The organism is Shimia haliotis (assembly GCF_900114415.1).
Lineage (GTDB): Bacteria > Pseudomonadota > Alphaproteobacteria > Rhodobacterales > Rhodobacteraceae > Shimia > Shimia haliotis.
Window position 1 is genome coordinate 141155 of the sequence record NZ_FOSZ01000004.1, and the last position, 22987, is coordinate 164141.

At 59.0% G+C, this 22987-nt stretch carries 25 protein-coding genes and 1 riboswitch; of the genes, 11 read left to right on the top strand and 14 right to left on the bottom strand.

Annotated features, from left to right (window positions below; genetic code table 11):
• Positions 1-65: 65 nt before the first annotated feature.
• The 5 genes from BM069_RS11300 to BM069_RS11320 all read right to left on the bottom strand — a co-directional run bounded on the left by BM069_RS11300 (position 66) and on the right by BM069_RS11320 (position 4011).
• Positions 66-1052 carry an adenosine kinase gene (locus BM069_RS11300; RefSeq protein ID WP_093323787.1) on the bottom strand — a complete coding sequence of 329 codons (987 nt, stop codon included), beginning with the start codon at positions 1050-1052 and terminating at the stop codon, positions 66-68.
• The gene (nth, locus tag BM069_RS11305) at positions 1049-1693 is read right to left on the bottom strand and encodes an endonuclease III (RefSeq protein WP_093323789.1); all 645 of its coding nucleotides are present in this window, start codon (positions 1691-1693) and stop codon (positions 1049-1051) included. The genes BM069_RS11300 and nth overlap by 4 nt, the downstream gene beginning before the upstream one ends.
• 55 nt (positions 1694-1748) lie before the next feature.
• Positions 1749-2528, bottom strand: coding sequence for an ion transporter (locus tag BM069_RS11310; protein WP_093323790.1), 780 nt, complete (start codon positions 2526-2528; stop codon positions 1749-1751).
• A 92-nt stretch (positions 2529-2620) separates the two neighbouring features.
• Positions 2621-3469, bottom strand: a complete 849-nt coding sequence (locus BM069_RS11315) for a sterol desaturase family protein (protein WP_093323792.1) — start codon at positions 3467-3469, stop codon at positions 2621-2623.
• Positions 3466-4011, bottom strand: a complete 546-nt coding sequence (locus BM069_RS11320) for a TetR/AcrR family transcriptional regulator (protein WP_093323793.1) — start codon at positions 4009-4011, stop codon at positions 3466-3468. The genes BM069_RS11315 and BM069_RS11320 overlap by 4 nt, the downstream gene beginning before the upstream one ends.
• Before the next feature lie 143 nt (positions 4012-4154).
• Between BM069_RS11320 and BM069_RS11325 the strand changes: the two genes are divergently transcribed.
• From BM069_RS11325 to BM069_RS11335, 3 genes are all read left to right on the top strand, one after another.
• Entirely contained in the window at positions 4155-5012 is an 858-nt protein-coding gene (locus tag BM069_RS11325; protein ID WP_093323795.1) for a bifunctional helix-turn-helix domain-containing protein/methylated-DNA--[protein]-cysteine S-methyltransferase, read from the top strand.
• A gap of 122 nt (positions 5013-5134) precedes the next feature.
• Entirely contained in the window at positions 5135-5779 is a 645-nt protein-coding gene (locus tag BM069_RS11330) for a YiaD family glycine zipper/OmpA-like lipoprotein (protein WP_093323797.1), read from the top strand.
• 92 nt (positions 5780-5871) lie between these two features.
• Entirely contained in the window at positions 5872-6411 is a 540-nt protein-coding gene (locus BM069_RS11335) for an NADPH-dependent FMN reductase (RefSeq protein ID WP_093323798.1), read from the top strand.
• 61 nt (positions 6412-6472) lie between these two features.
• Here the strand turns inward: BM069_RS11335 and BM069_RS11340 are convergent, their stop codons facing one another.
• Complete coding sequence (locus tag BM069_RS11340; RefSeq protein WP_093323800.1) at positions 6473-6871, bottom strand: VOC family protein; 399 nt, start codon at positions 6869-6871, stop codon at positions 6473-6475.
• Between the two features lie 42 nt (positions 6872-6913).
• On the opposite strand from BM069_RS11340, the gene BM069_RS11345 reads away from it, so the two are divergent.
• Positions 6914-7711, top strand: coding sequence for an HTD2 family dehydratase (locus BM069_RS11345; protein ID WP_093323801.1), 798 nt, complete (start codon positions 6914-6916; stop codon positions 7709-7711).
• Here the strand turns inward: BM069_RS11345 and BM069_RS11350 are convergent.
• Positions 7708-8757, bottom strand: coding sequence for an NAD(P)/FAD-dependent oxidoreductase (locus BM069_RS11350; RefSeq protein WP_093323803.1), 1050 nt, complete (start codon positions 8755-8757; stop codon positions 7708-7710). The two genes, BM069_RS11345 and BM069_RS11350, sit on opposite strands and share 4 nt — an antisense overlap.
• A gap of 58 nt (positions 8758-8815) precedes the next feature.
• Between BM069_RS11350 and mnmC2 the strand changes: the two genes are divergently transcribed.
• A complete protein-coding gene (mnmC2, locus tag BM069_RS11355; protein WP_093323804.1) occupies positions 8816-9493 on the top strand; it encodes a tRNA (5-methylaminomethyl-2-thiouridine)(34)-methyltransferase MnmC2 in 678 nt (225 codons plus the stop codon).
• Complete coding sequence (locus BM069_RS11360; RefSeq protein WP_093323806.1) at positions 9490-10362, top strand: DMT family transporter; 873 nt, start codon at positions 9490-9492, stop codon at positions 10360-10362. Before mnmC2 ends, BM069_RS11360 begins: the two co-directional genes overlap by 4 nt.
• Positions 10363-10401: 39 nt before the next feature.
• Here the strand turns inward: BM069_RS11360 and BM069_RS11365 are convergent, their stop codons facing one another.
• Genes BM069_RS11365 through BM069_RS11375 form a run of 3 tightly spaced genes read right to left on the bottom strand, consistent with a single transcriptional unit; the run spans position 10402 to position 12616 of the window.
• Positions 10402-11202: an ABC transporter substrate-binding protein gene (locus tag BM069_RS11365; protein ID WP_093323808.1), complete on the bottom strand. Its 801-nt coding sequence runs from the start codon at positions 11200-11202 to the stop codon at positions 10402-10404.
• A complete protein-coding gene (locus BM069_RS11370) occupies positions 11199-11912 on the bottom strand; it encodes an ATP-binding cassette domain-containing protein (RefSeq protein ID WP_093324132.1) in 714 nt (237 codons plus the stop codon). The genes BM069_RS11365 and BM069_RS11370 overlap by 4 nt, the downstream gene beginning before the upstream one ends.
• Entirely contained in the window at positions 11912-12616 is a 705-nt protein-coding gene (locus BM069_RS11375; protein ID WP_093323809.1) for an ABC transporter permease, read from the bottom strand. Before BM069_RS11375 ends, BM069_RS11370 begins: the two co-directional genes overlap by 1 nt.
• Before the next feature lie 374 nt (positions 12617-12990).
• On the opposite strand from BM069_RS11375, the gene BM069_RS11385 reads away from it, so the two are divergent.
• Positions 12991-14034: a TRAP transporter substrate-binding protein gene (locus BM069_RS11385; protein ID WP_093323812.1), complete on the top strand. Its 1044-nt coding sequence runs from the start codon at positions 12991-12993 to the stop codon at positions 14032-14034.
• 60 nt (positions 14035-14094) lie between these two features.
• On the opposite strand, the gene BM069_RS11390 is transcribed toward BM069_RS11385, so the two are convergent.
• Positions 14095-15018 carry a DMT family transporter gene (locus tag BM069_RS11390; protein ID WP_093323814.1) on the bottom strand — a complete coding sequence of 308 codons (924 nt, stop codon included), beginning with the start codon at positions 15016-15018 and terminating at the stop codon, positions 14095-14097.
• Positions 15019-15140: 122 nt separating this feature from the next.
• On the opposite strand from BM069_RS11390, the gene BM069_RS11395 reads away from it, so the two are divergent.
• Positions 15141-16643 carry a malonate--CoA ligase gene (locus BM069_RS11395; RefSeq protein WP_093323815.1) on the top strand — a complete coding sequence of 501 codons (1503 nt, stop codon included), beginning with the start codon at positions 15141-15143 and terminating at the stop codon, positions 16641-16643.
• A 69-nt stretch (positions 16644-16712) separates the two neighbouring features.
• Here BM069_RS11395 and BM069_RS11400 read toward each other — a convergent pair whose 3' ends face one another.
• From BM069_RS11400 to BM069_RS11410, 3 genes are all read right to left on the bottom strand, one after another.
• A complete protein-coding gene (locus tag BM069_RS11400; RefSeq protein ID WP_093323817.1) occupies positions 16713-17366 on the bottom strand; it encodes an HD domain-containing protein in 654 nt (217 codons plus the stop codon).
• Positions 17366-18472 carry a chorismate synthase gene (gene aroC / locus BM069_RS11405; RefSeq protein ID WP_093323819.1) on the bottom strand — a complete coding sequence of 369 codons (1107 nt, stop codon included), beginning with the start codon at positions 18470-18472 and terminating at the stop codon, positions 17366-17368. Before aroC ends, BM069_RS11400 begins: the two co-directional genes overlap by 1 nt.
• Before the next feature lie 121 nt (positions 18473-18593).
• The gene (locus BM069_RS11410; RefSeq protein WP_093323820.1) at positions 18594-19361 is read right to left on the bottom strand and encodes a hypothetical protein; all 768 of its coding nucleotides are present in this window, start codon (positions 19359-19361) and stop codon (positions 18594-18596) included.
• A gap of 192 nt (positions 19362-19553) precedes the next feature.
• Positions 19554-19657, top strand: a riboswitch (TPP riboswitch).
• 37 nt (positions 19658-19694) lie between these two features.
• Here BM069_RS11410 and thiB point away from each other — a divergent pair.
• The 3 genes from thiB to BM069_RS11425 are packed head-to-tail and all read left to right on the top strand — an operon-like array spanning position 19695 to position 22904.
• Positions 19695-20693 carry a thiamine ABC transporter substrate binding subunit gene (gene thiB, locus BM069_RS11415; RefSeq protein WP_093323822.1) on the top strand — a complete coding sequence of 333 codons (999 nt, stop codon included), beginning with the start codon at positions 19695-19697 and terminating at the stop codon, positions 20691-20693.
• Entirely contained in the window at positions 20669-22225 is a 1557-nt protein-coding gene (locus BM069_RS11420) for a thiamine/thiamine pyrophosphate ABC transporter permease ThiP (protein WP_093323823.1), read from the top strand. The genes thiB and BM069_RS11420 overlap by 25 nt, the downstream gene beginning before the upstream one ends.
• Positions 22212-22904, top strand: coding sequence for a thiamine ABC transporter ATP-binding protein (locus BM069_RS11425; protein ID WP_093323825.1), 693 nt, complete (start codon positions 22212-22214; stop codon positions 22902-22904). The genes BM069_RS11420 and BM069_RS11425 overlap by 14 nt, the downstream gene beginning before the upstream one ends.
• Positions 22905-22987: the final 83 nt, after the last annotated feature.

Sequence of the window (22987 nt, forward strand, 5' to 3'; positions counted from 1 at the left end):
TGGGCATGGCTCAGCTGCGCTGAGCCTGAGTGGGTATTTGAGGCCAGAAAGACGCCGGTGGCGGCCTAGCCCAGCAGCCCCTCTTTGCGGAACAGGTCTTTGACGTCAACTTCGGGACGTGCGCCGTAGTGGCTGATGACCTCGGCGGCCGCGATGCAGCCCATGCGACCTGAAACCTCAAGGCTTTGACCTGTGGCCACGCCGTAAAGGAATCCGCAAGCGAACTGGTCGCCGGCGCCGGTGGCGTCCACGGGAACAATTTCGTTCACAGGCACGGTGACTTCTTCGTCGCCAGAGACAAGCACAACGTCTTGGCCAGAGCGGGTGCACACCACCATGCCGCAATCCTGCGCGGCCTGTTCGAGAGCGGCGCCAAGATCGGTTTCATAGAGCGACGCCCATTCGTGTTCGTTGCCGATCACGAAATCGAGCTCTTTCACCAGACGCCGGAAATCGTCGCGATGACGTTCCACACAGAACGGATCCGATAGGGCGATGCCCGCCTTGCCGCCGCCGTCGCGGCACAGTTTGGCCGCACGTTCAAAAGCTTCTTTGCCTTTGGGCTTGTCGTAAAGATAGCCCTCAAGGAACAGGAGTTGCGCGTGGCCGGCGACATCGTCGGACACGTCGTCGGGGCCAACCTCAGAAGAAATCCCAAGATACGTATTCATCGAGCGCTCGCCATCGGGGCTGACAAAAATCATTGAGCGCGAGGTGGGCAATGCATCGCCTTGCACCAGAGGGTTCACAAAATCCGTGCCGTCTGCCTGCATTTCGCTGGCGTAGAACTGGCCCAGCGCATCGTCGCTGACGCGGCCGATGAAGCCAGTGGACAGACCAAGCGCCCCGAGACCCGCGAGAGTGTTGGCCACTGAGCCGCCGGGCGCCTGTTTGCGATTGGTCATCGCTCCATAAAGCATCTCGCCCCGCTCTTTTTCCACGAGCTGCATGATGCCTTTCTGAATGCCCATAAGGTCCAGAAAGCTGTCGTCAGATTGGCTGATGACGTCCACGACGGCGTTGCCGATACCGACAACCTGATAATTTTTCATAGGTTCTTGTCCTCGAACTGACAGAGATCTCGAATAAGGCAGTTGCCACACATGGGTTTGCGCGCCTTGCAGACGTAGCGGCCATGCAGGATCATCCAATGATGGGCGTGCAGTTGAAAGTCCACCGGAATATGATCCTCAATGGCGCGTTCAACGGCGACAACATCTTTGCCGGGGCACACGCCTGAACGATTGCCAAAACGGAAAATATGGGTGTCCACCGCTTGCGCCGGATATCGCCACCACATGTTGAGCACCACATTGGCGGTTTTGCGACCAACGCCCGGCAGGCTTTCAAGAGCGGCGCGTGAACAAGGCACCTCGCCGCCATAGTCGTCGACCAAAATGCGGCTTAGCTTCATCACGTTTTTGGCTTTGTTGCGAAAGAGCCCGATGGTTTTGATATGCTCGATCAGCTGCTCTTCACCCAAATCCAGCATCTTCTGCGGCGTGTCCGCCACTTTGAAAAGCTCTTTGGTCGCGCGGTTCACGCCAACATCGGTGGCCTGAGCCGACAGCGCCACAGCCACCACCAACGTATAGACGTTGACGTGATCCAGCTCGCCTTTGGGTTCGGCTTCTGCTGCCTCAAACCGCGTGAAAATCTCGCGGATCGTGTGATAATCAAGTTGCTTTGCCATGACTTGTCTAAAGCACGGAGCGCCGGTTCAGGCAACAGGCGCTGCGCGGCAGCTTCTATTTCTGCTGCCCGTCACGGACCATCGCCTCGATTTTGTCGAGCCGCGCCAAAACCTCGTCGCGGTAATTACCGGTCTCTTCTTCGGCTTCGACGTGATGGGCGTCCTGCATCGAGTTCACCACAAGACCTACAACAAGGTTCAGCACCACAAAGGTGGTCAACAGAATGAAGGGCACAAAGAACATCCATGCGAAGGGGAACACCTCCATCACGGGGCGCACAATGCCCATGGACCAGCTTTCAAGCGTCATGATCTGAAACAGCGAGTAGCCGGATTTACCAAGTGTGCCGAACCAAACGGGGAAGGCCTCGCCAAAGAGTTTGGTCGCCATGACCGCGCCGATGTAAAAAATCAGCGCCATCAGCAGAAACACCGAGCCCATGCCCGGCAACGCATTCAACAGACCTTCGATGACACGGCGCAGAGAGGGCGCGACGGACACGACACGCAGCAAACGCAGGATGCGCAACGCCCGCAGAACTGCGAGGCCCTGCGCCGCGGGCACCAAGGCAATTCCCACAATCACGAAATCAAAGAGGTTCCAGCCGTCGCGGAAGAACTGGCCACGTTGCACAAAAAGCTTGGCAAGGATTTCGATCACAAAAATCGCCAGACACAGCGTGTCGAGAAAAACCAGAACGGGGCCGATTGCCTCCATCATGGGCTTGGATGTTTCCAAACCGAGAATGATCGCGTTGAAGAGGATGACCCCGAGAATGGCATTGCGGAATGTCGGGCGATCGATAAACGCCCCGATTTTGTCCCTAAGGGTCATGCAGAAGTCCTAGTTGTTGCGCAGTGGCGACGGTGTCGCCTTCATATGGGAGGGGCGCGTCCTTTCGCAAGGCGCGCCCCGTGATTTCGGGTTTAGGGATCAGGCTTCCAGCCGGGCGGTCCAAACAAACGCCCGCGCAGTTCCCGTCCGGATTTGGCGTTGCGGATGTCTTTCCACAGCGCCGGAATTTCGCTGAACCAGACTTTCACCGGATTTTGGCTGTCGAAATCCGTGGTCAGACCGTATCGGGGGCGTTCTTCTTCAACCTGAAAGCTGCCGAACATGCGATCCCAGATGATCGAAATGCCACCGTAGTTTTTGTCTAGATACTTGTTGTCACAGCCATGGTGCACGCGGTGGTGGCTTGGGGTGTTCAGCACCCATTCCAGTGGGCCGAGTTTGCCAATCAGTTCTGTGTGCAACCACGTCTGATAAGCCTGAACGAGGATCACGGACCCAAGCACTACGTCGGGGCTAAACCCGATCAAGATCATCGGAATGTGGGCGATGAAGGACCACAGGCTTTCCAGCGGGCCAAACCGGATCGATGTGATAATGTTGTAATCCCGGCTGGAGTGATGCACCGCGTGCTGTGTCCAGAGCAGACGCACCTGATGGGCGATGCGGTGTTCCCAATAGTAGGTGAAATCCGCAAGCACGATCGCCAGAACTATCCATGGCAGCGTCGACGGAAGATGCCAGCTCACCACGGTTTCGCTGAAGACATAAAGCCCAAAGTAAAGCGCGGTCATCATTGTGACTTCCAGCAACAGGTAAGGCACCTGAGTGCTGGCGCTGGCAAGCATCTCTAGAAACGTTTTGCCCTTGAGAGAGCCCTTGAACCACGCTTCTGCAATTTCGATCACAAGGATCAACCCACCCAACGTGAAGAACACCTCGTCTATCTGTTCGGCCAACGCCATAAATGCTTCGGGGGTCATTTTCCGCCTCCTACTCCGGTTGTCAGTGTTCGCCACGCAAGATCCGCGGCTTGTTTTGGTGTGGCGTCTTCGGATTTCACCATCTCCCAAGCCGCAAACAGCAGGGCGTCAAAGCTTTGGGCAATCCATGCGCTTGGCACGTCTGGCGCAAAGCCGCCTTCGGATTTGGCCTGCTCAATCGCGTGTATCATTTCATGCTTTTGCCGCTCTGTTTCAGCTGCCAGCGCCGGTGAGTTTACGGATGGCCAGTCTTCCAAAAAATGCGCGCGATTGGCCAAAGGGATCATCGCGGCCATGCCAAGTCGCAGGGCCTCGGTATAAGTTTCGGCCTCTGCGGCGGCTGTTTCAAACACGTCGTCCAGTTCGCGCATCGCCTGAATGGCCATGGCGGTCAGCAATTCGTCCCGACCGCTGAAGTGGCGATGTAATGTAGCGCGGCCGACCCCTGCTTCGGCAGCCACATCGGTCAAAGTCGCGGTCGGTGTGTCGTCAAAGACAGAAAACGCAGCCTCAAGAATGGCCTCTGCGGTTTTTTCAATCATAACCCTCTCCAATCAGGTTGCTTCTCTGATGTGAGACATAGGTGTCTCATTTGAGACTTCAATGTCTACTTTTCATATTTCCGCATGTTTCGGGTCGATAGAACCGCGCGGCAGGCATAGTTTGAGGGCAAAGGAGAGCCGCCATGAACGATATGAGCGAAGGATATCACTACCATGTCATGCGCCGCGCCATCGAATTGATTGACGCCCACAGCGCCGATGGGGGGGATGTTTTGTCTTTAGAGCAGCTGGCCAACGAAATGGGCATGAGCCCTGCGCATTTTCAGCGACTGTTCACAAAGTGGACCGGAGTCAGCCCGAAGAAATACCAACAATATTTGACGTTGGGCCACGCCAAGGTGCTGTTGAGGGAGCGTTTTACAACTTTGGAAACGGCAGGGTCCGTGGGCCTGTCGGGATCTGGCCGCCTGCATGATCTTTTTTTGCGGTGGGAAGCCATGAGCCCGGGGGATTATGCCCGCCACGGTGACGGTCTGACGATCTATTGGGGCTGGTTTGAAAGCCCCTTTGGTCTGGCTTTGGTGATGGGCACCGAAAAAGGGTTGTGCGGCATCGGGTTTGCCGCGGAAATGGGAGAAGAGGCGACAATGGAAGATCTCGCCTCCCGCTGGCCCAAAGCCAATTTCGTCGAGGATCCGATGTTCCTGCGCCCTTGGGTGCTGGCGGCCTTTCAGGCGGAATCCGGGGATCAGGACAAGGTGCCTGTGTATATGATCGGCACCAGCCTGCAGATCAAAGTCTGGGAAGCCCTGATGCGCATCCCGTCGGGTGAAGTGACAACCTATTCCGAAATCGCACGCGCCATCGGCAACCCGCGCGCCGTGCGTGCGGTGGGGACGGCAGTTGGGCGCAATCCGGTGAGCTGGCTCATTCCGTGTCACCGCGCAATGCGCAAGTCAGGCGGGTTGGGCGGATACCATTGGGGGGTGCCCGTTAAGCGAGCGCTTCTGGCATATGAGGCGGCGCGGGCGGAGGCCTAGATCACGGCAATTTTCGGCGCTTTTTTGCCGACACGAGCGCCAGAACGCTTGGGACAATGCGTCCGATGACCTATAATTACGACAAAGCCGGACCAAACCGGCGCTATATTTGAGGCATCGACATGAAGAAATTCACACTCACCCTGTGTTCCGTTTCGCTTGTGGCTCTGACCGCATGCACCGATCCGGCTTATGTGACGGGTGACGGCGGCGGCAACAAGACCGTGAACGGCGCAATTATCGGCGGTATCCTTGGCGCAGGGCTGTCGGCCGCGACCAAAAATGACCCGCTGATCGGCGCCGCGGTGGGCGCGGGAGCGGGTGCACTGATCGGCAACAACCTCGCCAAACAGGAAGCCGAACTGCGCGCGCAATTGGATGATGACGTGCGCATCGAAAACACCGGCGACCGTCTTATTCTAACCATGCCGCAGGACATTCTGTTTGACGTGGACAGCGCCAATGTCAGCGCCAGCCTGACCGACGACCTAGGCAAGGTGGCCTCCAGCGTGAACCAATATCCGGACACCACGGTGCAGATTCTCGGTCACACTGACAACACCGGTTCAGCCGAACACAATAAGGGCCTTTCGCAACGCCGTGCCAACGCGGTCGCGGATGTGTTGATGGACGGGGGCGTGCCGTTTGGCCGGATCGAAGCCATCGGTCGTGGCGAGGATCAACCAATAGCCTCCAATCTGGACGATGCGGGCCGCCGCCAGAACCGGCGCGTCGAAATTGTCATCCTGCCAAACGCGACGACCTGATCGCAGGCAAATGATTAAAAAATCAAGGCGTCGCTTGTCAGCGGCGCCTTTTTTGATACCTCTATGGGCGCACAGACGAACAGGATGTCCTCATGCCCCATACCCTTCTTGGCCTGTCCGGCGCGCTCCGCACCGGATCTACCAACTCAGCGCTCCTGCGCGAAGCCGCGCGGCTTTACGGCGCTGCAAGTTATGCAGAGGCGGATCTGAACCTGCCCCTTTATGACGGAGACCTCGAAGACGAGGACGGCCTTCCGGAGGCGGTGAACCGGTTGGTGACACAGATTGCGGCGGCTGACGCGGTGTTGATCTCGACGCCGGAATACAACGGCGCAGTGACTGGCGTTCTGAAAAACGCGCTGGACTGGATCAGCCGTCATTCCAACAAACCGATGGTTGGCAAACCCACAGCTCTGATGAGTGCTGCCGCAGGCCGCGCGGGCGGAGTGCGGGCGCAAACCATGTTGCGCAGCTGTCTTGTGGCTTTTCGTCCACGTATTACCCTAGCGCCGGAAGTAGGCATTGCCGACAGCGGTGCTGCCTTTGACGAAAACGGGCATTTTACCAGTGACCGCTACACGGCCTCGGTGCAGACCCTGATGGATGCGCTGAAGGCGGACGTCACCGCATAAGGGGCGTTGCCCCTGCAACAGCAAGCTGTCGCTACCCCAGAGTATTTCTGCAAGAAAGAGGTCAGGGAAGCGGCACGCTTACCTCGATCAGATTGCCGTCAGGATCACGGATATAAAGCGACAGGATTGGCCCTGTCGCGCCGGTGCGTTTGATTGGGCCATCCTCGATTGGGATATTTAGGTCGGCAAAATGGGCCTGCCACAGGACAATTTCGGTGTCGCTGAGAAAACAGAGATCAGCCGAACCTGCGGCCACGGTTGCGGCATGGGGCGCAAAAGGCGTGTTTACCTCATGCAGGTTGATCTTTTGGGTCCCGAATTTGAGCGCCCAGCGCGTTGATCCGTCAGCAGGCGTAAACTGCTCCGCCTGCATGCCCAGCGCGTCGGAATAGAAAATGATCGTGCGGGCAATATCAGTGACGCTGAGCACCAGATGATCCAGCGATGTGACCTGTGGCATGGTCTCTCTTGTCCTTGTGGGCGGCTCTGTTAGCCTGATGTCATGAACCATGACAGCCCCACATTGATCCGTCAAAACGATGTTCTTGACCCCGCCCGCGCGGCGGCGTTCTGGACGGCCCTGAGCCGCGCGGACGCCCCCTGCGATCCGCTGCCACCGTTCTTTCATCAGCTCTATTTCTGGGACGCTCAGGAACCGGCCGCTTTGGGGCGGGACGGCCATCCGAAAGTAGGCGGCATCATCCCCGACATGGGCCTCCCCCGCCGCATGTGGGCTGGCGGGCGATTGGAGTTTCACGCGCCTTTGCGGGTGGGTCTGGCGGCAGAAAAAGTCACCACACTGGACAGCAGTTTGCGCAAGGAAGGTCGCAGTGGACCGCTGGCTTTTGTCACTTTGCGCCACGAGGTGTCACAAAACGGCGCTGTCTGTGTGCGGGAGTTTCAGGATCTTGTGTATCGCGAAGACCCCAACCCGACCGCACCGAAACCGCAGACTCAGGCCGCGCGCACCGATGAGGTGCATACCGAAACCCAAGCCTTCGACAGCACGCTTCTGTTCCGCTACTCGGCACTGACGTTTAATGGCCACCGCATCCACTATGATCTGGACTATGCCCGAGATGTCGAAGGATACAGCGGGCTTGTGGTGCATGGCCCGCTTCTGGCACAGCTTTTGATGCTGATGGCGCAGCGGCAGCTTGGCAAGCTCACGTCCTTCAGTTTCCGAGCCGCCTCACCGCTCATGCATTTTGAAACCGCCACGTTGTGCTGGGGCGGGGATGACACGTGTTGGGTGCGCGGGCCGGACGGGCGGCTGGTGATGAGCGCCGAGGCGACCTAGAGAGAGGCCTCCGGGCGGAACCGGTCCGGAATGGTGTCGCGCCCTTCCAGCACCAGATCCGCCATGGCCTCGGACACGCCTGGCGCCATGCCAAAGCCAATCTTGAAACCGCCATTGGCGATGAATTGTCCCTGATGCAGGGGGTGTTCGCCCAGCATCGGCGCGCGGCTTTTGGCGCGTGGGCGCAGGTTGGCCCAGCGTTCCACCACTGGCGCCGCAGCCAGCAGGGGAAAGACGTCACACGCCCGCGCGATCAGATCTTCGAGCAAGTCATCCGTGGCATCGGGTGAGGAATAGTCCCGCTCTGACGTTGACCCGACAGCGACGGTCCCGTCTGCATGTGGCACCACAAGAACGTCGCCCGCGGAACATATCGGCGCGCCGCCGGCATCAAGCCCGAAGACTGCCGCCTGCCCTTTCACACCGTTGCCGACTGTTTTGCCTTTGGCCTCGGTCAACTCCCTGAGACCCGCGACTCCGGTGGCCCAGATCACTTGCCCTTGCAGGTTGCTCGCTTCACCGATTTCCACCGTGCAGCCGCGTGCATGGAGGGCCGCCACAAGGGCCTCACAGGCGCGGCGCGGATGCAGACGGGCGCTCAGGGTGTCCTCAATCAGCAGTCCCGTAGACGTCGCTGGCGCCCAATCGCCTGCTTTAGCAGCGTCAATCACACGCCAGTGGGCCTTGCCTTGCCAATGCACCACCGCATTCTCTGTGCGCTCCCGCGCCAGTTCAAGCGCGCGCTCGGTCTCAATCGGTTGCAGGCGCCCGACACGATCATAGCCCGAGGACACACCACCCACGGTCTCCACTTCGCGCCAGAACGCCTCGGCATAAACGAGGCTTTGGAACTGGAATTCCTTGGTCTCGTTCCATCGCTCCGGCGCGTGCGGAGACAGCATGCCAACCACGCCGCCGCTACAGCCCGCCGCGACACCGGTGCGGTCAATGACCCGCACCTTCGCGCCCCGCCGTGCGCAGGCCCATGCGCTCGCCAGCCCAAACACGCCCGCGCCCACAACCGTCACATCCGCTGCTCTGCCCATTGCCAAATCACCTGCCTTCGCTCAAAGCTTTCCTGACCTCTCAATAAGGCAAGCCGAGATGAGCGACCAGCATGCAGAGTTGGAGTGGCGAGATCAGGCCATTCCGGTCTCAACCCGCTTTGATGACCCCTATTTCAGCCTCGAAAACGGGCTGGCAGAGACACGCCATGTGTTTCTGGCGGGCAACGATCTGCCTGCACGGTTTGCGCCTGATTTTCATATCGCAGAACTGGGCTTTGGCACCGGTTTGAACCTTTTGACGGCTTGGATGGCTTGGGATCAGGCGGGCATGGACACGCCGCTGACGTTCACCAGTTTCGAAGCCTTCCCGATGGAAGCCGACGAGATGGCTCGCGCGCTGGAGGCGTTCCCCGAACTTGGCGCCTACCGCGACAGGTTGGTGGCGGCATGGGGCGAGGACAAAACACTGGCGTCACTTGACGGCATTCGGGCGCGCGTCATGCTTGGCGACGCACGCGAGACCCTGCAAGGCGCGGATTTCATGGCTGATGCGTGGTTCCTTGACGGATTTTCCCCCGCCAAAAACCCTGAACTCTGGGATGAGGCGCTGATGATGCAGGTCGGCGCGCACACCAAGCAGGGCGGCACGGCGTCGACGTATACCGCGGCCGGGTTCGTGCGTCGCAACCTCACGGATGCGGGCTTCACCGTGACCCGAACCAAAGGATTTGGCCGCAAACGTCATATGACCACCTGCCGCAAGGGCACGTCATGAACGCGGTGGCCGACAACAGGCGCGGCATCCTTCTGATGTGCCTCACGACCTTTGTCTTTGCCATGCAGGACGGGTTTTCGCGGCATCTGGCGGACACTTACAACACATATCTGGTGGTGATGATCCGCTATTGGTTCTTCGCCGCCTTTGTTGTGGCACTTGCGATCCGTCAGGACGGCGGGCTGCGGCGCGTGGCACAAAGCCGCTTTCCGTTTCTACAAGCCTTTCGCGGGGCTTTGCTGGCTCTGGAAATCTGTGTGACGGTGTTGGCCTTTACCTTGCTTGGCCTCACCGAAACCCATGCTGTGTTCATCTGCTATCCACTGATGATTGCCGCGCTGTCCGGCCCCATTCTGGGTGAACAGGTGGGCTGGCGGCGCTGGGTGTCGATTGGTGTCGGGGCAATTGGTGTGATGATCATCCTGCAACCAAGCTCGGGCGTCTTCTCACCGGCGGCGGCAATTCCGCTATTGGGGGCGTTTATGTTCGCAATCTACGGACTGCTGACACGCTATGTCTCACGCGGGGACAGCTCGGAAACCAGTCTGTTTTACACCGGAACTATGGGCTGTGTGGTCATGACCGCAATTGGAGTGTTTTTCTGGGAACCGATGAGCGGACAGGACTGGATTTGGATGCTCGTTCTCTGTGTGTCCGGTGTCTTTGGTCACTGGCTCCTGATCAAAACCTATGAGGCCGCGGAAGCCAGCGCGGTCCAGCCATTCGCCTATCTGCAACTGCCGTTTGCTGCCGCATTGGGGATGCTGGCCTTTGGGGAAACGCTGCGAATGAACGTAGCTGTGGGCGCTGTTGTGGTTGTTGGTGCAGGTCTGTTCACTTGGTGGCGGGAGCAGCGCAAAAGGCTGTGATGCCGCCACCAAAACAGTCTCTATTCCTGCGGAAAACGCCTATTTGGCGTTGAAAATAAACAACTGCTCGCCGTTCAGTTTGTACCCGTCAATCAACGCCTGAGCGCGGTCGCTCACAAGCCAGGCTTCCAACTTGGCTGCAAGGTCTGCATGAACGTGACCATGTTTGCCGGCATTCACCGGCAGATAGGCGTATTGATTGAAAAGAACGGGATCACCGGCGAACAGCAGCGCCAGATCCCCTTTGTTGCCAAACTTCAGCCAGCTCGCCCGGTCAGACATGATATAGGCGTTCATGCCGGAGGCCGTGTTGAGCGCCGCACCCATGCCTGCGCCAACTTCGCGATACCAGTCGGATGCACGGTTTTCTATGCCTGATGCTGTCCAAAGGGAGAGCTCTTTCTTGTGGGTGCCGCTGTCGTCGCCACGGCTGACAAAAACCGCTTGGGCGGCCGCAATTTTCGACAAAGCACTAGCAGCGGTATCCGCGCCCTTGATCGCAGCGGGGTCACTAGACGGGCCAATCAGCACAAAGTCGTTGTACATGATTTCGGTGCGATGGGTGCCATAGCCGCCCGCGACAAACGCGTCTTCTGCCTTTTTGGAATGCACGAGAATGGCATCCACATCCCCCGCTTCGCCCAGACGGATCGCCTGACCGGTGCCAACAACCAACAACTGGACCTCAAGACCGAGGTCGGCCTTGATCTCGGGCAGCAGGACATCGGCCAGCCCCGAGTTGTGAAACGAGGTCGTGACCGCCATTTTCATAGTCTCAGCCGCGGCCATGCCGGTGCTGGCAACCAATGCGGCTGCGGTCAGAACTGCTTTCAATGTCATTCGACAATGTCTCCTTCAATAAATGCGCGCGCTTCCGGAGTTTGTGGGGTGTTAAAGAATGTTGTGGCGGGGGACGCCTCGTGGATGCGTCCGTGATGAACAAACCAGACATCTTCTGCCAAGCGTCGTGCCTGACCGATGTCATGAGTCGCCATAACAATGCGCGTACCCTCGGCGCGCGTGGCATGCAGGAGATCTTCGAATTCCCGTGTCGCGCGCCCGTCGAGGTTGGCACAGGGTTCATCCAGAAACACAATCTGCGGGTCGCGGATCAACGCCCGCGCCAAGGCCATTTTCTGTCGCTCGCCGCCGGACAGAACATGGGCGGGCTTGTGCTCGCTGTCGCTGAGGCCAACCCGCGCCAGCCAGTGGGCGGCCTGTGCGCGGGCGTCTGATTTCGACACACCATGCACCCGCAGCGGATAGGCCACATTGTCCAAGGCAGAGCGCCGCATCAGGATCGGGGTCTGAAACACAAAAGCCTGAGCCGAGCGTGCCTCAGACTCGGGCACCTGCCATTTCAGCGTGCCCTTGGACATACGTTCCATCCCGTGAAGCAGACGCAACAGCGTGGTTTTGCCCGCGCCATTCGGCCCCATCACAATGGTCAGCCCATCAGTCTCTAACGTTGCCGAAATCGGACCAACCAGCACCTTGCCACGCCGCCTGACAACGGCCTCGGAAACCGTCAGGGGGAGAATCGGTTTCATCACCATCTTCCGCTCCTTTCAGTACGTGACAGGCTGTGGATGATCAGGTTCACCAGAACGGCCAGCCCGATCAGAACAAAGCCGAGCGCCAAGGCGAGGGCAAAGTTGCCTTTGCCGGTTTCAAGGGAAATGGCGGTGGTTAGAACCCGTGTCGCATGGTCGATGTTGCCGCCAACAATCATAATCGCGCCCACTTCGCCAATTCCGCGCCCGAAACCGGCAAGCGACGCCGTGAGCAACGCACGCCGCCCGTCCCACAAGAGCGTCCCGATGCGCTGAAACCGTGACGTGTTCAACGAAATCAGCAGATCGTGATACTCGGCCCAAAGATCCCTGATCGCCTGATGCGAAATTGAAGCAATGAGCGGGGTGAGGATGATCACCTGTGCGATGATCATGGCCGCGGGGGTGAACAGCAATCCAAAGACCCCAAACGGGCCGGACCGGCTGAGCAGGATATAGACGATCAGACCCACCACCACCGGCGGAAGCCCCATCAACGCATTCAATGTGGCAATGACAAAGCGTCGGAACCGGAAGCGGCGCACCGCGAGCCAGCAGCCAAGCGGCAAGCCGATCAGCGAGGAAATCAGCACAGCCGTCAGCGTCACCCGCAGGGAGCGCAGCGAAATCTCGATGAGATCAGCGTCAAGAGAGACGATAAGTTGGCCCGCCTTAAGCAGCCCTTCGACAATCTCGTTCATGCCCTGTTGGTGGTCCCCATCCCTTGGTCTTGCGCCCGCGCCCCTCCGCGCGTTTGGCGTTTTGACCTTGATTGTTACATTTTGCTGGTTTGACAAGGGAGGGAAACATGAAATCGCAACCTTGCCAATGAGGAGGGGCAAACGGGTGCAAATTGTCCGGCTCAAACATCGCCAAAATGACATTCTGTCCTTTGCCGGATTCCTGACCCGCAAGGGCAACTTGCCTCAGGGCCAAGACAAACGGTTGCCAGACAACGGCAATTCGGGGTTTCATACCGGCAACAGCCGGTGACAACGCAATTTTAGAATATCCATTTGAGGGCGCGGAAATGCCGAGGCATGGCTCTCATCTGTCTGTGTAAAGGGAGGATCACATGACAACTCGCAGAACAATTCTCAACATTCTTGGTGGTGCAGCGGCGCTGGCCATGACGGCCGGTGCGTCGGTGGCACAGGATGTCACGCTGCGCCTGCACCAATTCCTGCCGCCGCAGGCCAACGTGCCAAAGCACATTCTGGACCCTTGGGCCGACAGCGTCGAAGAGGCGTCCGAGGGCCGTATCAAGATCGACCGTTTCGGCGCGATGGCGCTGGGTGGCACACCGCCGAGCCTGATGGATCAGGCCAAAGACGGCGTTGTTGATCTGGTGTGGACTGTGGTCGGCTATACGCCAGGCCGCTTCCCGTCGACCGAAGTCTTTGAACTGCCCTTTATGGTCGAGGACGCGGGCGCGGGCTCCTATGCCTATTGGAAGATGTTTGACAAACACATGAAGGACAGCGAGTTCAAGGATCTGAAAATCCTTGGCACCTGGGTTCATGGTCCCGGCATGTTCCACACCAACAAGCCGGTCGCAAAACCGGGCGATCTTGCGGGTATGAAAATCCGCGGCGGCTCGCGTCTGGTGAACGAATTGCTCAAGACAACCGGTGCAAACCCTGTGGGCATGCCGGTTCCGGCGATCCCCGAGGCGCTGTCCAAAGGCGTGATCGACGGCACCACCATCCCGTGGGAAGTAACCGCCGCGCTGAAGGTTCCGGAACTGGTGGGCAACCACACCGAATTCGAAGGCAACGCGCTTTACACGCTGACTTTTGTGCTGGCGATGAACAAAGCCAAATGGGACAGCCTGCCTGCCGATCTTCAGGCCGCAATGGACGCCAAATCCGGTCTGGATTTCTCCGTCTTTGCGGGCAAAACTATGCAAGAGTATGATGCTCCGGCCCGAAAGGCCGCTGCTGATCGCGGCAACAACATCTTTACGGTCTCCGAAGCTGACGCAGCAGAATGGGCCACGGTTGTGAACCCGATCTATGACACTTGGATCGCCGACATGGACAAACGCGGCATCGACGGTCAGGCGATGATCGACGAGGCAAAGATGCTCATGGAAGAGTACAAGAAAAACAACATGTAAGCGTGTCTTTCGCTTGCTTTGGCCGGTCGCCCTTTGCGGGGCGGCCGGCTTTCTTTTCCCTTATCCCTGCGGGGTCACATTGGGCCGCGCCTTGCCGCGTTTCAGACCAAGCTGCCGCTCCCGCCAGATGATCATGATGCCCGCCGCGATCACAATCGACGCGCCTGCCAACATCGCGCCTGTGGGAACTTCGTCGAACCACACGTAGCCAATCACCAACGCAAACAACATCGACGCATAATCAAAGGGCGCCACGACAGACGCCGGCGCAAACCGGTAGCAGGACGTCAACATGATCTGCGCAAAGCCGCCAATCAGCCCCGCAGCGATCAGCATGAGAGCCTGCGACAAGGTTGGCACCACCCAGCCAAAAGGCAGGGTCAGCAAAGACAGGCACGTCGCCGTCAGCGAAAAGTAGAACACAATGGCCGAGGTTTCGTCGGTTTGGACCAGTTGCCGGATGTGGATTTGCGCCAGAGCCCGAAACACAGCCGATCCAAGCACCAGCAGCACACCAACGGTGGCCAACGCAGCCTCGGGGCTTTCGTCAAAGATCGTCAGTCGCGGCCAGAGCACGATAACCACCCCTATCAGGCCAATACCGACAGCGGTCAGGCGAAACGCCCGCACTTCTTCGCCAAGAAACATCGCCGCGAACACAACGGTCAGCAGCGGTGCGGCATAGCCGATTGCCGTCACTTCCGGCAGAGGCAGCAAGCCAAGAGCCGCAAAGTTCAGCGCCATGGACGTTGTGCCAATCACCCCGCGCCAGACGTGACCCATTTTGTTGTTGGCCTTAAGGCCCGAGGACAAGTCCCCGCGCATGGCCAGCCATGCCAGGATGACCCAAAGGGCAAAAAAGGAGCGGAAAAACACGGCCTGTCCCGCAGGCACGGTGTCCGCCGTTGCTTTGATCAATGCTGCCATGATTGAAAACAGCGCAATTGCCGTAACTTTGAGCGCAATGCCGCGAACCGGATTCATGCTATGCCTTGCCGTTTGGGAATGGCTGCGACTGTGCCGCGCAGAGACCGTGATGACAAGGCGGCGGCCTTGATCTTTTGCAGACAAAACGAAACAGTCTGCCAAAGATCGGGGAGGCCACCATGTATGACACCAACCACCTGTTAAACGCCCTGCGCATCGCGTCGGCGGGCCGAGAGGGCGACGTATTTGCCAAAGTACCCTGCGGCGCTGATGTGTCGTTTGGAGACCTTTTCGCAGGGGCCGAGAAAATAGCCGCTGCGCTGGTGGAGATGGGCGTCACACCCGGTGATCGCGTGGCCGTGCAGGTCGAAAAGACCGTCGCGGCGATCCAGCTCTATCTTGGCACGGTGATGGCGGGCGGTGTGTTTCTTCCGCTCAACACAGCCTACACAACACCCGAAGTGGCCTATTTCCTCGGGGACGCCGCTCCGCGTGTGGTGGTCTGCGACCCTGCCCGAGAGACCGACACAAAAGGCATTGCAGGCGAGGCCGTGGTCAAAACGCTCGATGCGGATGGTCATGGCAGCCTTCTTGAGGCCGCTGCCTCGCATTCGGGGTTTGCGCCGGTAGCACGCGGCGCCGACGATCTGGCGGCAATTCTTTACACATCTGGCACGACCGGCCGGTCCAAGGGCGCGATGCTGAGCCACGGCAATCTTGCCTCCAACTCCACCGTCCTGCGCGACTTCTGGCGCTTCACCTCCGATGACGTGCTGATCCACGCCCTGCCGATCTTCCACACCCACGGCCTTTTCGTGGCAACCAACGTCGCGCTTCTTGCAGGGGCCTCCGTGGTCTTCCTGACCAAGTTCGACGCTGACGCCATCCTTGAGGCCATGCCCGCTTCTACCGCGTTGATGGGCGTGCCAACTTTCTACACCCGCTTGCTGGATGACCCACGCCTGTCCCGCGATCTAGCCGCTAACATGCGCATCTTTGTTTCCGGTTCTGCGCCTTTGCTGGTGGATACGCATGAAGCTTGGGAAGACCGCACCGGACACCGGATTCTCGAACGCTACGGGATGAGCGAAACCAATATGAACACTTCCAATCCCTATGACGGTGAGCGCCGCGCCGGCACTGTTGGCTTTCCGCTGCCACAGGTGGAAACGCGCATCAGGCAGGACGGGGTCATGGTGGCGCAGGGAGAGATCGGCGTGCTGGAAGTGCGCGGGCCAAATGTTTTTAAGGGCTATTGGCAGATGCCGGAAAAGACAGCCGAAGAATTGTTGCCCGACGGGTGGTTCATCACCGGTGATTTGGCCCGACAGGATGCTGACGGCTACATCACGATTGTGGGCCGTTCAAAGGATCTGGTGATCACCGGCGGCTTCAACGTTTACCCCAAAGAGGTCGAAAGCTTGATTGATGACATCGCGGGCGTGAAAGAAAGCGCCGTGATCGGTGTGCCACATGCGGATTTTGGCGAGGCGGTGGTGGCAGTGGTTGTTCGCGTAGACCCAACATTGACCAAAGACGCAATCACCGGACCGCTCGCAGAAAACCTCGCGAAATTCAAACAGCCCAAAGAGGTCATTTTCCTACCGGAACTGCCGCGCAACACCATGGGCAAAGTTCAGAAGAAAGCGCTGCGAGAGGACTTTGCCGCACTGTTTGGATAAGGGGGCTTTGCCCCCGTCGCAGCAAGCTGCGCCTCCCCCAAGGTATTTTGGGCAATAGGAAAGAACGACCTAGCGCCAAGTATCCGGCAGATCGGTTCCAATTTCCACGGCGAGGCTTTCGGCGAAACGCCGCATCTCGGCCACACGGGCGCGCGCGATGTCCCGACCGGTTTTTGTCTTCATAGTTTGTGGCAGGCGAAACAGTTTCACTGGCCAGTGATCCAATGCCCATAGGCGATCATTGAGCGGACGGCGCTCGGCGAATGGGTCTTGAGGGTCATAAAGCGCCAGCTTGAGCGCGCCTGCCACGGCAAAGGTGCGCGCAATGCCGATGGCACCAATGGCATCCAGCCGATCGGCATCCTGCAAAATCCGAGCCTCCGAAGATTTCGGCTCTATTCCTGCGGAAAAGCTGTGAGATTGGATGGCGTGCCGGGCCGCGTCGGTCTCTGAATCGGAGTATCTCAGCCGCCCGAGAATGGGCGCGGCGTCCTTGGCAGCCAACTGCGACGCCTGATCCCGTTGCGGATCGTTTTTGGCGAGGTTTACCAGATCGTGAAGGTAAGTCGCGCCAAGCAACACACGCATGTTTGGCGCGGCCTCATGCTTGGCGATGTCCAGACAATTGGCCCAGACCCGATCCAAATGCGCCAGATCATGTGCGGCGTCTGTGACCATGCGTGCTGCAACCGCCTCACGCAGCGCGGCGCGCAGGGCCTCCATCAGCCGATTTTGCCCTGATTTTCACCGATCTGGCCGCGGTGCAACAGCAAATGGTCAAGGATCACGCAGGCCATCATAGCCTCCCCGACGGGCACAGCCCTGATACCGACGCAGGGGTCGTGACGGCCCTTGGTGATGACCTCGGTCGCACTGCCGTCAATGCGGATCGATTTGCGCGGGGTCAGGATTGAACTGGTGGGTTTCACCGCAAAACGCACCACCACGTCCTGACCTGTAGAGATGCCGCCGAGAATACCGCCGGAATGATTTGACGAATATTCTGGCTGGCCATTCGCCCCCATGAAAATCTCGTCAGCGTTTTGCGATCCCTTGAGGCCAGCCGCGGCCATGCCTTCGCCGATTTCGACGCCTTTAACAGCGTTGATCGACATCATCGCCGCCGCCAGATCAGTGTCTAACTTGCCATAAATCGGCGCACCAATGCCCGCAGGCACACCGCGCGCCACAACTTCGATCACGCCACCAACACTGTCATGCTCTTTGCGCAGCGCTTGCAGGTAATCTTCCCATTTCTGCGCCACATCCGCACCTTGCGGGATCCAGAAATCATTGCCGTCAATCGCGTCCCAGTCAAAAACCGCGCGGTCGATCTCCAGATCGCCCATCTTGGTCATGTAACCCTTGATTTGAAGGTCCGGAACCAGCGACTTGATCGCTTCACGCGCGATACCGCCCGCAGCCACCCGCGCTGCGGTTTCCCGAGCAGAACTGCGCCCGCCTCCACGATAGTCGCGGTTGCCGTATTTCTGATGATAGGTGATGTCCGCATGCCCTGGGCGGAAGGTCTGGCTGATCTCGCCGTAGTCGCGGCTGCGCTGGTCGGTGTTTTCGATCATCAACTGTATCGACGTGCCGGTGGTCTTGCCATCAAACACACCGGATAGGATTTTTACCGCATCCGGCTCATTGCGCTGTGTGGTGTTCTTGTTCTGGCCTGGGCGGCGCTTGTCGAGCCAATGCTGCAACATCGCCTCATCCACTGGCACCCCCGGAGGACACCCGTCAACTGTCGCGCCCAAAGCGGGCCCGTGGCTTTCGCCCCAGGTGGTGACCCGAAACAAATGTCCAAAGCTGTTCATCGACATTGCGCGACCTTTCAAACCGTTCTGCCGCGCAGCAATAAACGGAATATTGCATGTGGGAAAGCCACCAAGAAAAAAAGCCGCCCGAAATCGAGCGGCCTTTCCTTGGTCAGCTGTGCGGATCTTAGAAAAGACCGCCAATACTGGACCACGTGTTGTGGAACACCGAGGTCCGGCTGAAGGTCTTGCGACCAAGGGATGCGTCACCCTGAAGGGCGAAACTCAGAGACAGACCAAATTGGGTCGCATTCGCCCCACTCCCGTCAATGCGGGAAAGATGTGCGGACAAATAGACCGGCGTATTGCCACCCATGGAGAATTGATTGCCCACGCTCAGACCGTATTGCGCCATGTCAAACGAGGTATCCATATCCTCACGCAGATAGAACGCGCCGAAATCCAGCGTGTCGCTGACCGAATAACCCACATCGACGCCATAAACCAATGACTTGGCCGGCGCGCCCAAAGCATCATAATCGCCTTGGCCGATAAACGCGCTGGCTGCGATTTTGTCGACCTCAACGCCACCCTCCAAGCCGTAGACAAATGCCCAATCCGAGCCACCACCCGACACATAGGTGGAATCAACAAATGCCCCGACAAATGTGGTTTCGCTGACATCAAGCTGACCGCCAAAGCTCAGGCGGGTCAGATTGTTGACGCCGCCAATGGTATTGGACGGGTTTGCGCGTGCGATCCCAAAATTCAAATCGAAGGACTCTGACAAAGACACTGTCGCATCACCTGCAATGTTCCAGCTGTTGAAATCGAGTCCAACGGCCTCGCTACGTTCATAGGCGATACGCGCCTCAACAGATGTCAGTTCTGCCGCTTGCGCCACGGAAGCCGAAATCGCCAATACCAAAGACCCAAACAAAATCGAATTTTTCATAGTATTTTCCCAATTTAGGTGGGGGTTTAGACCGAATTTTCCCAAATTGGAAAACGTACAGGTTGGCCGATCGTGAATGTGTTGCATTTCGGCGACCCTGTCTGGCGATATTCACGCAAGACAGCTGGCCTCATCTTCTGGGCATTTGGCGTCCGAACCGCCTTGCGTTGCCCAAAGCATATCAATAAGTACGTCACCACCTCGGGGTGTCCGCAAAGGCGGGCTGAGATGCACAATGCGAACCCGTTGAACCTGAACCGGTTAAGACCGGCGGAGGGAAGGTCGAGGGAATGAGTCCTGACTATCTCCGCCCGTCGCAATTTGGAGGATACCATGAAGTATCTGAGTATTGCCGCGGGACTGTTTGCTGCTACGACTGCCGTGGCCGAGACGCCTGTTCTCACAGTCTACACCTATGACAGTTTTGTTTCGGATTGGGGGCCCGGCCCTGCGGTCAAAGCCGCCTTTGAAGAAACCTGTGGTTGCGAACTCAACCTCGTGGGCGCGGGCGACGGTGCCGCGCTTCTGGCGCGCGTAAAGCTTGAAGGCGCGCGGTCCGATGCGGACGTGGTGCTTGGACTGGACAACAACCTGACAGCGGCTGCGGTTGCATCTGGCCTGTTCCAAGAGCACGGGCAGACCGTGACCGTGGATGTGCCCAACCCGTTTGGCGAAGCAGGCACTTGGTCGGACACCCATTTCCTGCCCTATGACTGGGGTTATTTCGCCTTTGTCTATGACAACACCAAACTGGCAACACCGCCGGCTTCGTTTGACGAGCTTGCCGCCTCTGATCTGAAGATTGTCATTCAGGATCCGCGCAGTTCCACTCCGGGCCTGGGTCTTCTGCTTTGGGTCAAGGAACAATATGGCACGGATGCCCCCAAAATCTGGGAGGCTCTCGCCGACAACATCGTGACCGTGACCAAAGGCTGGTCCGAAGCTTACGGCCTCTTCCTTGAAGGCGAAGCGGACATGGTGCTCAGCTACACCACTTCGCCCGCCTATCACATTGTGGCCGAAGAGGATCAGAGCAAATCCGCAGCCGCCTTTGGCAGCCACTACATGCAGGTCGAAGTTGCCGGTAAACTTGCCGCCACCGATCAGCCCGAACTGGCGGATCAGTTCCTGACCTTTATGACAACCGACGCGTTCCAGTCGATCATCCCAACAACCAACTGGATGTATCCGGCGATCACACCGGCGGGCGGTCTGCCCGAAGGCTTTGCGGCGCCCATCGCGCCGGAACAGGCGCGATTGATCGCGCCCGCCGACGTGCCGGCAATCCGTGACGAGGCGCTGGCGGAATGGCAAGCGGCCCTATCGCAATAAAACGCGCCCTTCCGGGCTGGATCGCGGCGGCATTGGTCGCCGCGATTGTTCTTGGCACGCTTAGCGCGGTCGCTATGCGCGCTGAACCGGGTCGCGGCCTTGGCCCCGCCGAATGGGCCGCCATTCGCTTTACTGTTTCTCAGGCCGTTCTCTCCGCCGCCTTTTCCGTTCTCTTGGCTGTTCCCGTCGCCCGCGCCTTCGCGCGCCGCCGCTTTGCGGGTCGCCGCCTGCTGATTTCGCTGTTGGGCGCGCCCTTTATTCTGCCGGTCATCGTTGCCGTTATGGGGCTGCTCGCTGTTTTTGGGCGCAGCGGCATTCTCAACGAAACACTGCGCTTTATGGGGCTGCCCGAAGTGTCGATCTATGGCCTGCATGGCGTGGTGCTGGCGCATGTCTTTTTCAACCTGCCGCTTGCCACGCGCCTCATCCTACAAGGCTGGCAAGATATTCCTTCAGAACGCTTTCGCCTCGCCGCGCAACTTGGCTTCACGACACGCGACATATTCCACACGCTGGAACGCCCGATGCTCACACGCACCCTCCCCGGTGCGGCGGCCATCATATTTGCCATTTGTCTCTCGAGTTTTGCTGTCGCTCTGACCCTTGGCGGCGGGCCCCATGCCACAACCGTTGAACTCGCGATTTATCAGGCCTTCCGTTTTGATTTTGACCTTGGACGGGCGGCACTGCTCTCTTGCGTGCAAATTGCCCTTGTGGGCACAGCAGCAATAGCCGCTCTGAAATTCTCGACCCGCGACGGCTTTGGTGCCGGTCTTGACCGTCCCGTGCAACGCTGGGACGCCGCACATCCTTTGCTGCGCATCATCGATACCACTGCCATCGCCCTTGCCGCACTGTTCCTGCTCCTACCCATCACCCTCGTGATCCTGCGCGGCGCACCGGCCCTTACCAGCCTGCCGACCTCTGTCTGGGCCGCCGCCCTCGCCTCCATCCTGATAGCGCTGATCTCTACCGTTCTTATGCTGGCGCTCGCCCTGCCCCTCGCCATCGCCGCGGGCATCCATAGCGCCCGCCTTGAGACCGTGGGTCTGCTTGGCATCGCCGCCAGTCCGCTTGTCATCGGCACCGGCCTCTTTATCGTGATCAACCCGATTGCAGACCCTTTTGCGCTGGCACTGCCCGTGACCGCCACCGTCAACGCCATCATGGCCCTGCCTTTCGCCCTGCGTATCCTGACGCCTTCTGTGCGCGACACACATGCCAACTATGACCGCCTTGCGACATCGCTCAACCTCACCGGCTTCACATGGCTGCGGCTGGTTTTGATCCCCCGCATTCGCCCCAACCTCGGCTTCGCCTGCGGTCTGACCGCCGCCATGTCGATGGGTGATCTTGGAGTGATTGCCCTGTTTGCCGACCCGCAAACCGCGACGTTGCCCTTGCAGATGTATCGCCTGATGGGCGCCTATCGCATGGAACTTGCATCAGGTGCCGCCGTCCTGCTGCTTGGCCTGTCCTTCGGCATCTTCTGGCTCTTTGACAAAGGAGGTCGCGCCCGTGCTGACGCTTGATGCCTTAACTCTGACCCAAGATGATTTCCGCCTGACCGCGGACTTCAAGATCCCCACCGGCACCCGCGCCGCCGTGATCGGCCCCTCAGGTGCCGGCAAGTCCACACTGCTCGCCGCCATCGCAGGCTTTCTAACACCCGAGAGCGGCGGCATTCGCTGGCAAAGCTCTGATCTCACCGAAACAGGCCCTGGCAATCGCCCCATTGCCATGCTGTTTCAGGACAACAACCTTTTCCCGCATCTGACCGCCGCGCAAAACGTCGCGCTGGGCCTGCGTCCCAACCTGCGACTGGCGCGTGACGAAACCAAAACAGTCTCAGCCGCCCTTAGCCGAGTTGGCCTTGCGGACCACCAATCCCGCAAACCCGCACAACTCTCCGGCGGCCAGCAAAGCCGCGTGGCCTTGGCGCGTGTTCTCGTGCAGTCTCGCCCCCTGATCCTGCTGGATGAACCCTTCGCTGCGCTTGGACCCGCGCTCAAGGCCGAAATGCTCGACCTTGTGGCAGAGCTGCTGGACGAAACGAACGCCACACTTCTGATGGTCAGCCACGACCCCGCCGACGCGCGCCGCATTGCGGACCAAACCATCCTTGTAGCAGACGGCACAGCCCACCCGCCAACGGACACCAAGGCGCTACTCGACACGCCGCCAGAGGCGCTTAAGGCTTACCTCGGCTGACCGGTCTTTCTAGCCAAAATATCCAAAACACAACGGGGCCCAAAAAGGGCCCCGCTACATACAGCGCGCGTCAAATGCGCGCT